Annotated in this window: 12 protein-coding genes; 5 read left to right on the forward strand and 7 right to left on the reverse strand. The window is 73.0% G+C overall.

Going from position 1 to position 15,459, the window contains the following annotated elements; all coding sequences use genetic code 11:
* Nucleotides 1-136: 136 nt before the first annotated feature.
* Complete coding sequence (locus tag ACGFT1_RS09130; protein ID WP_373908390.1) at nt 137-748, forward strand: hypothetical protein; 612 nt, start codon at nt 137-139, stop codon at nt 746-748.
* 66 nt (nt 749-814) lie between these two features.
* On the forward strand, nt 815-1,681 hold the full coding sequence (locus tag ACGFT1_RS09135) for a choice-of-anchor K domain-containing protein (RefSeq protein ID WP_373908391.1): 867 nt from the start codon (nt 815-817) through the stop codon (nt 1,679-1,681).
* 101 nt (nt 1,682-1,782) lie between these two features.
* Here ACGFT1_RS09135 and ACGFT1_RS09140 read toward each other — a convergent pair whose 3' ends face one another.
* The 3 genes from ACGFT1_RS09140 to ACGFT1_RS09150 all read right to left on the reverse strand — a co-directional run bounded on the left by ACGFT1_RS09140 (nt 1,783) and on the right by ACGFT1_RS09150 (nt 5,108).
* Complete coding sequence (locus ACGFT1_RS09140; protein WP_373908392.1) at nt 1,783-3,399, reverse strand: glycosyltransferase; 1,617 nt, start codon at nt 3,397-3,399, stop codon at nt 1,783-1,785.
* A complete protein-coding gene (locus tag ACGFT1_RS09145) occupies nt 3,396-3,566 on the reverse strand; it encodes a hypothetical protein (protein WP_356947489.1) in 171 nt (56 codons plus the stop codon). The genes ACGFT1_RS09140 and ACGFT1_RS09145 overlap by 4 nt, the downstream gene beginning before the upstream one ends.
* A gap of 165 nt (nt 3,567-3,731) precedes the next feature.
* Nucleotides 3,732-5,108, reverse strand: a complete 1,377-nt coding sequence (locus tag ACGFT1_RS09150) for a UDP-glucose/GDP-mannose dehydrogenase family protein (RefSeq protein ID WP_373908393.1) — start codon at nt 5,106-5,108, stop codon at nt 3,732-3,734.
* A gap of 389 nt (nt 5,109-5,497) precedes the next feature.
* On the opposite strand from ACGFT1_RS09150, the gene ACGFT1_RS09155 reads away from it, so the two are divergent.
* Nucleotides 5,498-7,549 carry an NAD(+) synthase gene (locus tag ACGFT1_RS09155; protein WP_373908394.1) on the forward strand — a complete coding sequence of 684 codons (2,052 nt, stop codon included), beginning with the start codon at nt 5,498-5,500 and terminating at the stop codon, nt 7,547-7,549.
* Nucleotides 7,550-7,598: 49 nt separating this feature from the next.
* Here ACGFT1_RS09155 and ACGFT1_RS09160 read toward each other — a convergent pair whose 3' ends face one another.
* Both ACGFT1_RS09160 and ACGFT1_RS09165 read right to left on the reverse strand, forming a co-directional pair.
* Nucleotides 7,599-8,315 (reverse strand): TIGR03943 family putative permease subunit, encoded by a 717-nt coding sequence (locus ACGFT1_RS09160; protein ID WP_373908395.1) that lies wholly within the window; start codon nt 8,313-8,315, stop codon nt 7,599-7,601.
* Complete coding sequence (locus tag ACGFT1_RS09165; protein WP_373908396.1) at nt 8,312-9,331, reverse strand: permease; 1,020 nt, start codon at nt 9,329-9,331, stop codon at nt 8,312-8,314. Before ACGFT1_RS09165 ends, ACGFT1_RS09160 begins: the two co-directional genes overlap by 4 nt.
* Before the next feature lie 158 nt (nt 9,332-9,489).
* Between ACGFT1_RS09165 and ACGFT1_RS09170 the strand changes: the two genes are divergently transcribed.
* Nucleotides 9,490-11,352, forward strand: coding sequence for an NAD-binding protein (locus ACGFT1_RS09170; protein ID WP_373908746.1), 1,863 nt, complete (start codon nt 9,490-9,492; stop codon nt 11,350-11,352).
* Nucleotides 11,353-11,434: 82 nt separating this feature from the next.
* On the opposite strand, the gene ACGFT1_RS09175 is transcribed toward ACGFT1_RS09170, so the two are convergent.
* Complete coding sequence (locus ACGFT1_RS09175) at nt 11,435-13,246, reverse strand: prolyl oligopeptidase family serine peptidase (protein WP_373908397.1); 1,812 nt, start codon at nt 13,244-13,246, stop codon at nt 11,435-11,437.
* Between the two features lie 180 nt (nt 13,247-13,426).
* Between ACGFT1_RS09175 and ACGFT1_RS09180 the strand changes: the two genes are divergently transcribed.
* The gene (locus ACGFT1_RS09180) at nt 13,427-14,215 is read left to right on the forward strand and encodes an SURF1 family protein (RefSeq protein ID WP_373908398.1); all 789 of its coding nucleotides are present in this window, start codon (nt 13,427-13,429) and stop codon (nt 14,213-14,215) included.
* Between the two features lie 103 nt (nt 14,216-14,318).
* Here the strand turns inward: ACGFT1_RS09180 and ACGFT1_RS09185 are convergent, their stop codons facing one another.
* A complete protein-coding gene (locus ACGFT1_RS09185) occupies nt 14,319-15,440 on the reverse strand; it encodes a hypothetical protein (protein ID WP_373908399.1) in 1,122 nt (373 codons plus the stop codon).
* Nucleotides 15,441-15,459 lie beyond the last annotated feature (19 nt).

Genomic DNA, 15,459 nt, shown 5'->3' on the forward strand with positions numbered 1-15,459 from the left:
CATGGCGTCACGCATGCGGTGGCCCACGCGCTGTGCGGTGCGGCGGGACACCGCCCGCCGTCCGCGGGCCGGGTCCGCGCGTCGTGCGTCCCGTTTCGTCGCACGCTTCGATCACAGCCCCAGGAGGAACGCGGAGATGACCACCGACGTGCAGGCCAAGAAGAAAGCCTATGAGCGGGGAGAGGAGCAGGGCCGCGCCGACGCCCTCGCCGGCAGGCCCTACGCCGACCCGCCGCGCGACGGTGCGCGGGGCGAGACGGACCAGTACGCGAACGGTTACGACTGGGGTTACGAGCAGGGACGCGCGCAGAAGCTGGACCTGGTCGTCTGGCAGGAGGGCGGCGTCGAGGACGCCCCCGGGGGCCTCGGCACCACCCTCAACGTCTGTGTGCGGACGCCGAACTGGAGCGAGACGGTCGACGCCGGCGAACGCGAGCACATCTTCACCGCGCCCACCGGGTTCCGCTGGAACGGTGTGGTGGGCGTCCAGTACAAGCGCATGGACCAGACCACGCGAGGCGACCTGCCCCCCGTGCGGGCCGAGGTGAGCCAGGACGGGCGCACGCTGACCTTCACGTACCACGTGCACCTGAACACGACCGGCGAGGACAAGGACTGCCTCGTTTACACCTGTGGACTCGAGGCCGCCGACGGCGCCACACCCGGCCGCCGCACCGACGGCGTCGCCCAGATCGGTACCGCGCCGCCGGCCAAGCTCAAGGCCGAGGTCATCGAGGACGAGGACTGAGGACAGGGCCGAGGGCCGAGTACCGAGGACGAAGATCGAGGACCGAGAGAGCAGGAAGCAGACACCATGACCACCGTCGTCACCTCCGGCGTCTTCCCCTCCACCGACCCGGCCGTCTCACCGCTCGACGGCCTGGGCACCGCGGACATCAGGTGGGGGAGCAACAACTCCCAGAGCGGCTACCAGTTCCGCGGGGCGGCCGCGGCCGTCCAGCTCGACGGCACCGAGTTCGTCGTCGGCACCTTCGTGCACCGCAACGTCCCCACGAACGTCACCCCGAGCGTGTTCGACGTCCACCTGAAGGTGAACGTCATGTTCGAGGACGGCAGCACGACCGACCTGGACTTCAGCTTCCATCACAACGAGACCCCCAACACCACCAACTCCAGCCCCGCGGACGACGATCTGGTCGACCTCCAGACCTTCGTGCACCCGCAGCCGGTCACGATCGACGGCAAGCAGTACCGGGCGGTCCTGAGCGGGTTCAAGCGGGGCGGGCAGATCGTCCGGCAGTTCCGCAGCCCCGAGGACGGCATCAACTTCGCCGAGGTCGTCTGCGCGTTCACGCTCGACGAGCCCGACGTGGTCATCTCCGGCCTGCGCTACCAGGGCACCGGCCCGGACCAGGCCGACGAGTACGTGGAGATCCACAACAAGGGCGGCGCGCCGCAGGACCTCACCGGCTGGACCGTGCAGTGCAAGCCCACCGGGTACTCCTTCCCCTTCCCCCCGGGGACGGTGATCCAGCCCGGCCAGCGCTACCGGGTCTACACCGACGAGACCCACCAGGAGTACGGCGGGTTCTCCTTCGGCTCCTCCGGTGAGGTCTGGCGGGACCAGGGAGGCATCGCCCGCCTGGTCGCGGACGACGGCTTCGTCGTGGACCAGCACCCTTACCTGGACAAGGGGTTCAACAAGTCCGGTAGGCCGTAGGAAGCGGTCGGGCGCCCCGGCCCGTGGGTGGTGACGGCCGGGGGCGGGGCGTCGAGGAAGTGCACCGCCCCCGGAGGGAGTTCCCGGCCGGGGGCGGTGGTTCACGGGGTCGAGGTGACCGCCGGGGGCCGGTACGGGTGAGCGGCGGCCTCGTTCTCGTCCCAGGGGTCCGCCATGGCGTACACCGGCTCGGGTACGGCAGCAAGCGGCGCTGCGGGGGCGGAAAAGGGGGACATGCCGGCACCGAGGGAGACTTCGGCGCCGTCCTGCCGGGTGCCCCAGCCGGTCCTGGCGCAGGTCAGGATTCCGTACCAGCGCAGCCAGCGGAACCACGTCCAGGCCATGACGATCGCCAGTGGCATCATCAGCCAGGTCAGGATCCGGGAGCGGATGCGCTCGTCGGAGCGGATGATGCCGAGGTAGCGCAGGCCCTGCGCCCAGCCGAGCAGGAAGGGGATCCAGAGCATGCTCAGCGGGGGCATGTTGTTGTAGGCGACCGGCTCCACCACGAGCAGCCAGACCGTGACCAGCTGGGTGAGGACCATTTGGGTCCAGCGGATGGCGTGCAACCAGAAGGCGGGCCGGGCCATCGACAGGTAGCGCATGCGCCAGATGGAGCGGATCGTCGAGCCGCGCATCCACCGCAGGTACATGCGGCCGAAGTGGTTCCAGCGTTCCGGCATGGCCGTGAACACGATGGCCGTGGACTGCTGGACCGTCAGACCGCGCTCCTGGGCGTACAGCGTCAGCATGCTGTCGTCGCTGAAGGCGACACCGCGCCCCATGAACGTCTCGTTCAGGTAAGAGCCGAGGTTGTCGCGGACGACGTCGGCGCGGTAAGCCGCCAGGGGTCCGGAGTTGACCATGACGGCGCCCACCGCGGACTGACCGGAGCGGTCCACCATCTGCGAGGTCACGAACCACAGGTCCGTGGTCCGGGCCAGGAGCTGGCTGCTGCGCCAGTGCAGCACGGCCCTGCGGTGCTCACGCCTCTCCCGGCGGACTTCCTTGCGCGTGGGATTCCCCGGCAGCGGCGCGCGGACGGGGCGGCTGGGCCCCTGGTTGTTCGTCGCGATGACGATGCCCGCGACCGACTGGACGCGTCGCTTGGAGAGCGGTTTGAGGATCTCCTCGACCGCGTGCGGGTCGAGGTAGGAGTCGGAGTCCACCGTGATGTACACGTCGGCTTCCGGGCTGGCCTCGACGCCGTGCGCCTGGGCGTGGCGCTTGCCGCCGTTGGGGACGCGCTGCCAGCTCGTGCCCACGCCGGCCTGCGGAGCGGCCCGCAGCCACCAGTCGCGGACGTCCGCGTAGTCGGTGGTGGTCGAGCCGTCGTCGACGACATGGACACTGTCGGGACGGCGGGTCTGCTGGAGGAAGGACTCCAGGCCGAGCTTCAGGTAGCCGGGGTCCTCGTTGTAGACCGGCATCAGGATCGACACGTGCAGCCGGTCGAGGCGCTCACGCGCCCGGGCGGGCACCCGGGTCGGGCGGTCCAGGTGGTAGAGCGTGACCTGGATCGCGAAGAGCACGAACGTGCCGAGCCACACGAGGGACAGGCGGCCGGTGGTCGCGGAGTCCCATTTGGAGACGGTGAGCGCGTGGTGGGCGGTCCAAACCGTGAGCAGGGCCAGGCCGCAGATGCCGATCAGGACCGACCCCGACCGGTGCTGCCACGCGGACAGCACCGGGTCCGGGTCGCTTCGTCCGCGGCTCACTCCTCGCCCACGGTCTGCCGCCTGCGGAAGCCGACGCGGGTGACGAGGATGCCGGCGAGGACTACGCCGGCGGCCAGAGCGAGCATCCACCAGCCGGTGTAGATCGTCACACCCGCGACCGTCAGGCCGCCGGCACCGGTCGCGGCAAGCTGCTGTCCATCTGACATGAGAGAGCTCCCCCCCAGGAGTAAGGAAAAGATAAGTGGAGATACCGTGAAGAGTGTATGTGAATATTCAAGGGCTGACGATCACCGCCGTGTGATGTGGGACGCATCACACAACCTGCGCCAACCCGTGGGCGTCTTAATAGATTTGGGGTCCGTACGGCGTCCTCACGGGCGGCCGAGGGCGCGGTACTCCCAGCCGGCCGCGCGCCACTGGGCCGGGTCGAGGGCGTGCCGCCCGTCGACGATGCGCCGGTGGGCCACGACGGCACCCATCGCTCCCGGATCCATGTGGCGGAACTCGTTCCACTCGGTGAGCAGGACGACGACGTCGGCCCCCGCCGCGGCCGGGAGGGCGTCGGTGGCATAGGTGAGTTCGGGGTGGATGCGCCGGGCGTTGGCGATGGCGGCGGGGTCGACGACGGTGACGTGGGCCCCGAGCCGGTCAAGGGTGCTCGCGACGTCCAGGGCCGGAGCGTCGCGCACGTCATCGGAGTTGGGCTTGAAGGCCGCGCCGAGCGCCACCACCCGTACGCCGTTCAGATCGCCGCCGACCAGCTCGCGGACGAGGTCGACGGTACGGGCGCGGCGCCGCTTGTTGATCGCATCCACCTCGCGCAGGAACGTGACCGCCTGGCCGACGCCCAGCTCCTCGGCCCGGTGCGCGAACGCCCTGATGTCCTTGGGCAGGCAGCCTCCGCCGAAGCCCAGGCCGGGCTTGAGGAAACGGCCGCCGATCCGGTCGTCGTAGGCCAGGGCCTCGGCGAGCCGGGTCACGTCACCGCCGGTCGCCTCGCAGACCTCCGCCATCGCGTTGATGTAGGAGATTTTGGTGGCGAGGAAGGAGTTCGCGGCCACCTTGACCAGTTCGGCGGTGGTCAGGTCGGTGACCACGACCGGTGCGCCCTGGGCGATGACGGGCGCGAAGGCCGCGCGCAGCCGGCTCTCGGCCCAGGGAGAGGAGACGCCGAACACGAGCCGGTCGGGACGCAGCGTGTCGTCCACGGCGTATCCCTCGCGCAGGAACTCGGGGTTCCAGGCCAGTTCGACCTCCTCGCCGGCGGGCGACAGGCGGTGCACCAGCTCGGTGAGCCGGGCGGCCGTGCCCACGGGCACCGTGGACTTGCCGACCACGAGGGCGCGCCCGCGCAGGCGGGTGGCGAGTTCCGTGACCGCGCTGTCGACGTACCGCAGGTCCGCCGCGCCCGAGTCCGACTGCTGGGGCGTGCCCACGCAGATGAAGTGGACGTCGCCGAAGCCGGCCGCCTCGTCGAAGCTGGTGGTGAACCGCAGCCGGCCCGAGTCCAGCGCCTTGGCCAGCAGTTCCGGGAGCCCCGGCTCGAAGAAGGGGACCTCTCCCGCGTTGAGCCGGTCGATCTTGCCCGGGTCCACGTCCACACCAAGGACGTCGAAGCCCAGTACAGCCATGCAGATGGCGTGGGTGGCACCGAGGTAACCGGTGCCGACGACGGTGAGGCGGGGAGCCGGCTCCTCACTGTCGACCGGGACCGCGACGACGGCGTCCGGGGCAGCGATGCCTGCCATGCACAACTCCATGGTTCGTAGTGCAGCGGGACGAGTGGCGGTGGCGGCCAGCCGTGCCGGGCAGCGCCCGGTGGTGACGACACGCGGACCGCGCAGCGGACGCCGTCGCGGGTGGGCAGCGGCAGGCCTCGGCCCGGCGGTCCCCCCACACGGCGGCGCTTGGCCCCCCTGTAGTTGAAAGAGGGATCAAGGTAACCGATCAAGGGGTAGATGTGAGAATGTGGTGAAGGTCCGTGATCACGCCGTTACTTCCAAGATTTCGCAGCGCCCTGAGCGGTGGGCAGCCCGGCAGGTGGCCCGGAGTGGGGCAGCGGCGGGCGGGAACTAGGCTTTCCGTGGTGGAGCAGCGCTTCGCCGGTGCGGTCCGTTCAGTCACGAGGGATGTCGCGTTGAACTTCTGGTCGATCTATCAGCACGGCTTCGCGCGTGTCGCCGCGTGCACGGGGCACACCGTCATCGCCGACCCGCGGGCCAACGCCGAGGCGGTGCTGCGTCAGGCGCGCCGGTGCGCGGACGAGGGTGTCGCCGTCGCCGTCTTCCCGGAGCTGGGCCTGTGCGGGTACTCGATCGAGGACCTGCTGCTCCAGGACGCGCTGCTGGACCAGGTCGAGGCGGGGCTCGCGGCGGTCGTGGCCGGGTCGGCGGAACTGCTGCCGGTGCTGGTGGTCGGCGCTCCGCTGCGGCACCGCAACCGGATCTACAACTGCGCGGTGCTCGTGCACCGCGGGCGGATCCTCGGTGTCGTACCGAAGTCGTACCCGCCGACCTACCGGGAGTTCTACGAGCGCCGGCAGCTCGCCGACGGGCATGACGAGCGGGGCGGGACGATCCGCGTCGGGGGCGCGTCCGTGCCGTTCGGCGTGGACCTGCTGTTCGCCGCCGAGGACGTGCCCGGACTCGTGCTGCACACCGAGATCTGCGAGGACATGTGGGTGCCGGTACCGCCGAGCGCGGAGGCCGCGCTCGCCGGTGCGACCGTACTGCTCAACCTGTCCGGCAGCCCCATCACCGTCGGACGGGCCGAGGACCGAAAGCTGCTGTGCCGCTCGGCGTCCTCCCGCTGCCTCGCCGCCTACGTGTACGCCGCGGCCGGACTGGGCGAGTCCACCACCGACCTGTCCTGGGACGGGCAGACCATGATCTTCGAGAACGGGGTGCTGCTGGCCGAGACCGACCGGTTCCCGCTCGACGAGCAGTACGCGGTGGCCGACGTGGACCTCGACCTGCTGCGCCAGGAGCGGCAGCGGATGGGCACCTTCGACGACAACCGCCGGACCCATGGGGCACGGACCGGTGACTTCCGGACGGTCGAGTTCCGGCTGGAGCCGCCGGTCACCGACCTCGGGCTGCGGCGGCGCGTCGAGCGGTTCCCGTTCGTGCCGGCCGATCCCGAACGGCTCGCCCTGGACTGCTACGAGGCCTACAACATCCAGGTCGCCGGACTCCAGCAGCGGCTGGCGGCGATCGGCGGCCCCAAGGTCGTCATCGGGGTGTCGGGCGGTCTCGACTCCACGCATGCGCTGATCGTGGCCGCCCGGGCGATGGACCGCGCGGGCCGGCCGCGCAGCGACATCCTGGCCTTCACCCTGCCCGGCTTCGCGACCAGCGACCACACCAAGGACAACGCCCACACGCTGATGCGGGCGCTCGGCGTCACCGCGGCCGAACTGGACATCACGCCGACCGCGCGGCTCATGCTCCAGGAGATCGGCCACCCCTTCGCCTCCGGCGAACCGCAGTACGACGTGACCTTCGAGAACGTGCAGGCCGGGCTGCGCACGGACTACCTGTTCCGGCTGGCCAACCAGCGCGGCGGCATCGTGCTGGGCACCGGTGACCTCTCCGAGCTGGCGCTCGGCTGGTCCACGTACGGCGTCGGCGACCAGATGAGCCACTACAACGTCAACTCCGGCGTGCCCAAGACCTTCATCCAGCACCTGATCCGCTGGGTGATCGGCAGTGGCCAGTTCGACGAGGAGACCGGCGCGGTCCTGGCCGCGATCCTGGACACGGAGATCAGCCCGGAGCTGGTGCCGGGCGAGGAGATGCAGTCGACCGAGTCCAGGATCGGACCGTACGCGCTGCACGACTTCACCCTCTTCCAGGTGCTGCGCTACGGCCTGCGGCCCTCGAAGATCGCCTTCCTGGCCTGGCACGCCTGGCACGACCCGGAGTCCGGCGCGTGGCCGCCCGGCTTCCCCGAGGCCAAGCGGGTGGCGTACGACCTGGCGGAGATCCGGCGCTGGCTGGAGGTGTTCTGCCGCCGCTTCTTCGCTTTCTCGCAGTTCAAGCGCTCGGCCATGCCGAACGGGCCGAAGGTCTCGGCGGGTGGTTCCCTCTCGCCGCGCGGCGACTGGCGGGCCCCGTCCGACGGCAACGCCGAGGCGTGGCTGCGGGATCTGGACCGTTTCGACTTCGACGACGCCGGGGCCGGCCGGTAGGCGCAGGGGTATCTGGAACCGCGCGGCCGGCGCGCCGCGCGGGGGCGGCTCAGGTGTTCCAGGTCTCGTCGTACGGGTCGTGCGGTGCCGGGACCGGCCGTGCCGCGGTGACCCGCAGGTAAGGGACCGGGCCGTCGTTGACGGGATCGCGGGCCAGCCGCGGGGTGTACGTGCCGGTCACCTCCAGCCAGGCGTCCGGGCGCAGGACCGGCGGCAGCGCGCCGGCGAGGGCGATCTTCACCGGCTGGGCGTCCGCGGCGCAGCAGTTGAGGGCCATGCGGACCAGATAGGGCCGCCCCGCGCCGTCCAGCGCGAGGAAACCGGTGACCCGGACCGCGCGCCCGTGCAGCGAGCGGCCGTGGCCGTAGGCCGCGCGGGAGGCGTAGTCCACCACGGACAGCGGCACCGGATCGCCGGCGGGCAGCGGGCCGTAGGCGTACGGCTTCTGCAAGGCCGTGCCGGAGCGCAGGGCGCTGTAGGAGCCGAGGGCCGGCGGGGCGATGAGGATCAGGGCGAGCAACGGGAGCAGGAGCAGCCAGGCGACGCGGGGTTCGCGGTGCGCGTGCGCGTCGGCCCGGGCCCGCCGGTGGCGGCGGCGTTCGTACCAGGCCGTCGCCAGCGCAGCCGCGATCAGCACCGCGCCCGATGCCAGCAGCAGCGGGCGCAGGCCCGCCTTGACGTAGCGCAGGTACAGGTCGGTGGCGCCCGCGTGCAGCAGGGCCGCGCCGAGCAGGAACAGGACGGCAGCCTGGGCCTGGCGGTTCACAGCAGCACCGTCCCGGTCAGTACGGCGCCGGTGACGGCCAGCGCGAAGGTGGCGGGGGCGAACCGCAGGGCGAACGTACGGCCGAAGGTGCCGGCCTGCATCGCGAACAGCTTGAGGTCGATCATCGGGCCCACCACCAGGAACACCAGCTTGGCGGTCGGGGAGAACTGGGTGAGTGACGCCGCGACGAACGCGTCCGCCTCCGAGCAGATGGACAGCAGCACGGCCAGCACGGCCAGGGCGAGCACCGAGACCAGGGGGTTGCCGGCGGCCTCGCGCAGCCAGGTCGCCGGCACGGCCGCCTTCAGCGTGGCCGCGGCCGTCGCGCCGAGCACCAGGAAGCCGCCGGCGTGCATGACGTCGTGCCGCACCGCGCCCCAGAACGCCTCGCCCCGGGTGGCGCCCTCGTGTGCGCCGTGGGCCGGCGGGCGCAGCCAGTCCGCGCGGCCGAGCCGCTGCCACAGCCAACCCATCGCGCAGGCCACCAGCAGACTCGCCGCGAACCGGGCCAGGACCATCTCCGGGTGCCCGGGGAAGGCGATGGCGGTGGCGGTCAGCACGACCGGGTTGATGGCGGGCGCGGACAGGAGGAAGGCGAGCGCGGCGGCGGGGGTCACTCCCCGGCGGACCAGGGCACCCGCCACCGGCACCGACGCGCACTCGCAGCCCGGCAGCACCGCGCCCGCGAGCCCCGCCACGGGTATCGCCAGGCCGGGGCGGCGGGGCAGGGCGCGCGCGAAGAAGGACGCCGGGACGAACACCGCGATCGCCGCCGACAGCAGCACACCGAGGACCAGGAACGGCAGCGCCTGGACGGTCACGGCCACGAACACCGTCATCCAGCTCTGCATCAGCGGGGTGCCGAGCAGACCCCGGATCGGGGACTGGGCGAGGACGGCGCCCAGCAGGATCAGCGTCAGCAGCAGTGAGGAACCGAGCCGTCGGCCCTCGTGCTCCGGCGGGGGGCCGGGACGGTGGACGTCCGCGCCGGGCGGGGCGTCTTCGGTGATGGCCACGGGTGTTCCCTCCGGCTGCTGCTCTCCCTCCCCCTCGGTACGCGGATCCCCGCACGGGTGTTCACCGCATTGCTGGAACCACTCGACTCCTTGGGGCACTCTTTCCCCTTGTGGCGAGCGTTCCGTACCAAGGGGGGCCGGGTGCCCCGGCGGCACACATGGTGGTGTGCGGTGACGACGGGCTCGCGCACCGGCTGGCCGCCGAGTTGCGCGGGGTCTACGGCGAGCAGGTCACCCTCGTCGTGCCGCCGAACGAACGCACCGTCCGGCTCCCGGTGGTCGGACGGGCCCGGTCTGCCTCGGCGGCTCTGTTCGACCGTATGGTCAACGCCGCGGTGGGCTCCGTCGGCCGGACCGGCGGGGCGGGGCAGCCCGCCGGCCCCGCCGCCGGACACCGCCCGGACGGCGACGGCGTGCTGGAGGCCTTCGAGCTGACGGAGGCGGTGCTCGCGGAGGCCGGGGTGGCCCGAGCCACCGCGCTGGCCCTGGTGTACGACGACGACGAGACCAACATCCGTGCCGCGCTGATCGCCCGCCGCCTCAACCCCCGCCTGCGGCTCGTCCTGCGGCTCTACAACCGGCGGTTGGGCCAGCACGTCGAGGAACTCCTGGACCAGGCAGCCGCGTTGGCCGCCGGCGCGGACGGTGGGGACGCCGGGGCGGGCGCGGGTGGCCGCAACGGCGGCCTGGAGGCCTCCACGACCGTACTGTCCGACGCCGACACCGCCGCGCCCGCGCTGGCCGCCACCGCCGTCGCCGGCACCAGCAAGGTCGTCCAGGCCGAGGGGCTGCTGCTGCGGGCCGTGGAACGCCCGCTGTCCGCTCAGGGGCCGGACGCCGACTCCGGGCTGTGCACCCTGGCCCTGCTGTCGGGCGGCGACCGGGCCGCGACCGACGGACCGTACGGCGGCGGGGAACAGCAGCCCCGGCTGCTGCCGGACGACGAGGAGGTCCGGCAGGCCGCCGGCCGACAGGCGGTCGTGCTGGAACAGGTGTCCGCCACCGGCGGCTCGGAACCCGCCGCGCCCGCCCGCGGCGTGACCGGCGTGCCGCCGCTCGCCTCGCTGTTCTCCCGCCGGCTGCGCTGGTCCGTGGCCGGCCTGGTGGGGTGCGTCGTCGCGCTCGCCGTCGCGCTGTGGCTGGTGACCGGGCTCCATCCGCTGCGGGCCTTCTACGTCACCCTCCTCGACCTCCTGGCCATCGACGAGCCCGCCCTGCGCGCACCGCTGGGCCGGCAACTCCTCCAGCTCCTCTCCGCGTTCGTCGGGTTGCTGCTCCTGCCGGTGCTGCTGGCCGCCGCGCTGGAGGCGTTCGGCACCTTCCGCACCGCCTCGACGCTGCGCAAGCCGCCCCGGGGTCTCGGCGGGCACGTGGTGCTGCTGGGCCTCGGCAAGATCGGCACCCGGGTGCTGACCCGGCTGCGGGAACTGAACGTCCCCGTGGTGTGCGTCGAGGCCGACCCGGAGGCCCGGGGGCTCGCCACCGCGCGCCGGCTGCGGGTGCCGGTGGTGCTCGGCGACGTCACCCAGGAAGGCGTCCTGGAGGCGGCCAAGATCCACCGGGCGCAGACGCTGCTCGCGGTGACCAGCGCCGACACCACCAACCTCGAAGCGGTGCTGTACGCGCGCACGGTACGGCCCGATCTGCGCGTCGTCCTGCGGCTGTACGACGACGACTTCGCCACCGCCGTGTACCGCACCCTCCGGGCCGCCCACCCCGAGGCGCTGACCCGGAGCCGGAGCGTCACCCACCTGGCCGCCCCCGCGTTCGCCGGGGCGATGCTCGGGCGGCAGGTGCTCGGGGCCGTCGCCGTGGAGCGCAGGGTGCTGCTGTTCGCCGCCGTCGACGTGGACGGGCACCCCCACCTGGAGGGGCGGTCCGTGCGGGAGGCGTTCCAGGCCGGGTCCTGGCGGGTACTGGCGCTGCTCGGGCGGACCGGCACGCCGGCCGGGCATGTGCTGGAGAAGGGGGACCGAGTGGTGGTCGCCGCCACCCGCCGGGGCCTCGCGGAACTGCGGTGAGCCCCGGGGGCCGGCCCGCGCCCCCGGCGTTCACTCACCCGTCCCCGTGCCCGCTCCCCGGCCCCGGCTCCCCGGCCTCCGCTCAGGCACCACCCGTCAGGTGCCGCCGGGCGAAGTCCAGTTCCAGCCTCACCTGTTTGATCCGCTCCTCCACCACCAGGGAGCCGTGTCCCGCGTCGTACCGGTACACCTCGTGGGTCGCGCCCCGGCTCTCCAGCCTCTTGACGTAGTTGTCGATCTGGCGGATCGGGCAGCGCGGGTCGTTGACGCCCGCAGAGATGTGGACCGGGGCCTCGACCCGGTCGACGTAGGTCAGCGGGGAGGACGCCTCGAAGCGGTCCGGGACCTCCTCCGGTGTGCCGCCCAGCAGGGTGCGGTCCATGGCCTTCAGGGCCTCCATCTCGTCGTGGTAGGCGGTGACGTAGTCCGCGACCGGTACCACCGCGATGCCCACCGCCCACGCGTCGGGCTGGGTGCCGAGGCCGAGCAGGGTGAGGTAGCCGCCCCAGGAGGCGCCGGTGAGGACGAGACGGGCGGGGTCGGCGAGGCCGCAGGAGACGGCCCACTCGCGCACCGCGGCCACGTCCTCCAGCTCGATCAGGCCGACGCGGTGCTTGAGGGCGTCGGTCCAGGCGCGGCCGTAGCCGGTGGAGCCGCGGTAGTTGACGCGGATGACCGCATAGCCGTGGTCGACCCAGGCGGCGGGGCCCGCCGCGAAGGAGTCGCTGTCGTGCCAGGTCGGGCCGCCGTGCAGATCGAAGACCGTGGGCAGTGGGCCGGTGGCGCCGGCCGGCTTCTGGATCAGGGCGTGGATGCGGCCGCCCGGGCCCTCCACCCACACGTCCTCCACCGCGACCGACGCCGGGCACGCCATGCCCGGCGGGTCCAGCACGACCCCGCCGGCCGTGGACCGCACCACCGGCGGCTCGGCGGCCGACGACCACAGGTACTCCACGCTGCCGTCGGGGCGGGCCGTCGCGCCGGAGACCGTGCCGGGCGGGGTGGGGACGCGGGTCAGCGCGCGGGACGCCAGGTCGTACCGGAACAGTTCGCTGCGGGCCTCGAAGCCGTGGGCGATGAGCAGGCCCGACCCGTCCGGATACCACTCGGCGCTGACGTCACCGGGCAGGTCCAGGGCCAGGTCCGTCTCCTCGCCCGTCGCCACGTCCCAGACCAGCGGCTCCCAGCGGCCCCGGCGCTGGTGTCCGACGAGCAGCCGGGTGTCGCCGTCGACCGGGGCGAAGCCCAGCACCTCCAGGCCCAGTTCCTCGGTTCCGCCCCGGGTGTCGTCCAGCTCGGCGACCGTCGTGCCGTCCGGGCGCAGGACGCGCAGCGCCGCGTGCATGGCGTCGCCGTGCTCGGTGTGCTCGACGGCGATGAGGGAGCCGTCGTGGGAGAGGTCGCCGACGCCCGCCGACTCGCGGTGCCGGTAGATCTCCACCGGTTCCCCGCCCTCGCGGGCCAGGTGGACCGTCGTACCGTCCTCGTCGGTGGAGCGGCCGACGACCGCCGTGCGGCCGTCCCGGGACAGAGCCAGGCCGGCCGGGTAGGACGGGCCGAGGCCGGGGACGGCCGGCTCGTCCGGGCCGCCCGTGAAGGGCTGGCGGCGCCAGATCCCGAACTCGTCGCCGTCCTTGTCGTCGAACCACCAGATCCACGCGCCGTCGGGTGACAGGACGCCGTCCGTCGTGCCGTTCGGACGGTCCGTCGCCTGCCGCTGCGCGCCCGTCGCGCGGTCCCACGCGTACAGCTCGTACGTCCCCGTCGCGTTCGACACGAACAGGGAGCGGTCCGGCGCGTCCTCCGCCCAGTCGGGCAGCGACACACGCGGTGCCCGGAACCGCTTCTCCCAGTCCGGCATGTCCGTCGTGTCCGGCGTCCTGCTGTCACTCATCGCCCCAGTCATGCGCCCATACTGCCTGGCCGCGCGGATCCGTGGGCGACGGGTGTGCCCAGCCTGTGGATAACTTCCCACCGCGGCCCCCGCCCCCTCCGCACCCCGCCGGAGCGTCCGGACGCGGACATGGGCCGACCCGCGGCCGGACCACCGGCGCGGGCGCCGTACCGTGGAGGCGTGTACCGGTTTCTGCTGACACCCCGCTGGTGGGGCATCAACGTCTTCGTGCTGCTCGCCATCCCGTTCTGCGTCTTCATGGGGTCGTGGCAGCTGAGCCGGTTCGAGGACCGGGTGCAGGACGGCCGGGCGGTGACCGAGCAGGTGGCGTCCGGCAGGAACGAGGCCGCGCGTCCGCTGGCCGCGATGCTGCCCGTCGACAAGAGCACGGCGGGACGGCGGGCCAGTGCGAGCGGACGGTACGGCAAGCAGCTGCTCGTGCCGGGGCGGGAGCTGGACGGCAGGAGCGGCTTCTACGTCCTGACCCTGCTGCGGACCGGCTCCGGCAAGGCGTTGCCCGTGGTGCGGGGGTGGCTGCCGGGTACGGCGGACCCCGCGAAGGCGCCCGCGCCGCCCCGGGGGGAGGTCACCGTCACCGGTGCGTTGCAGGCGTCCGAGTCCCCCGGGAGCAACGGGGTCGGTACGCAGGGCGGTCTGCCGGCGGGGCAGACGGGAGTGATCAGCTCGGCGGCGCTGGTGAACCTGGTGCCGTACCGGCTGTACGACGCCTGGATCACGCTGGAGCGCGGTGACGCGGGGATGAAGGCGGTGCCCGCGACCGCGCCGGACGGTACGGGACTGGATCTGAAGGCGTTCCAGAACCTCGGTTACACCGGGGAGTGGTTCGTCTTCGCCGGGTTCGTGGTGTTCATGTGGTTCCGGTTGCTGCGGCGCGAGGTGGAGGCCCAGCGGGACGCCGAGCTGGGCCTGGTGACGCAGGAGCACCCGACGCCGGTGGCCGGCGGCTGACCGGCGCCGGTGCGGATGCCCGGCGGGAGCGGATGCCCGGCGCGGCGGGTACACCCCCGCCCGTGGGCGGGGTGCCGCCGTGGGCACCCCAGCCCGCCGCGCGTCACGCCCCCGGCAGCACCCCGGTGTAGTAGACCGTCCCGGCGCACGCCCCGGACACCGTCGCCGTGGCCGTCGGGGAGCCCGGTGCCGCCGTGTGGGTCAGCAGGATGCTGCCGTCGGCCGTGCCGTCCTCCCTGACGAGCTGGGGGGTGGTGCCCACGGAGGCGCCGGGGTCGGTCGTCCCGCCCGCGGCGTCGGTTTCCTGGGTCGGTGTCGGATCCGGCGTGGGCTCGCCCGTCTCGGTGCCGCCGGTGCTGCCGCCGCCGGGGGTGGGACAGGTCTCCGAGGGCACGAAGGCGAACTTCTCCTCGTACGCCGAGCCTGGCTGGAGGATCAGCCCGGAGACCTCCTGGGACGGGTCGGGCAGGGCCGCCGCCGCGTCCCCGGCCACGTGCCGGGCGGAGATGATCTTGGCCGGGTCGGCGGCGCCCTGTGCCATGGGCGTGACGGTGCCCGGGCCGCCGAGGGTGCAGGCGGTGCCGGAGACGTTGGTGACGCGGAAGACGCCGTAGACGACCCCCGCGGTGTCGGGTGCGTCGGCGGTGCCGGTGGCGGAGCCCAGCTGGGCCGCCGTACACAGCGCGACGCCCGGGGCGACGGTGGCCGGGGGGTTGACGCCGCCGCCGGTCGAACCGCCGCCGGTGTGGCCGCCCTTGTCCTTCTCGTCGTGCTTGCGCTGCGTCTTGCCGGGCTTGGCCGGCGCGCCTTCGGCGTCCTTCTTGCCGCCCTTGTCGCCGCCCTTGTCCCTGCTCTGGCCGGTGCCGCCCTGGGCCTGGGAGGACTGGCCGGCCATGGCGGTGTTGGGGTCGGAGCCGCCGGCGTACGAGACGTGGACCAGGGCGGGGATCGCGGTGCCGATGAAGAGGGCCGCCGCGGCCACGCCGACCACGGCCTGCCGCTTGCGGGCACGCCGCGCGGGCACGGCCCGGCGCAGATGGTCCAGGGTGCCGGTGCTCGGTTCGATGTCGTCGACCGCCGAGTGCAGCAGCCGGCGCAGGGCCAGTTCCTCGGAGCCCGGCGTGTCCGGTCCGTCGAGCCCGTCGGGCCCGTCACCGGGCCTGTCGGACCCGTCGGGACGGGGGCCGGACCCCTGGGGGCCCTTGTCGTCGGGGCCGTGGTTCACAGTTGCGTTCCCAGCGTGC

The organism is Streptomyces sp. Y20 (assembly GCF_043195475.1).
GTDB lineage: Bacteria > Actinomycetota > Actinomycetes > Streptomycetales > Streptomycetaceae > Streptomyces.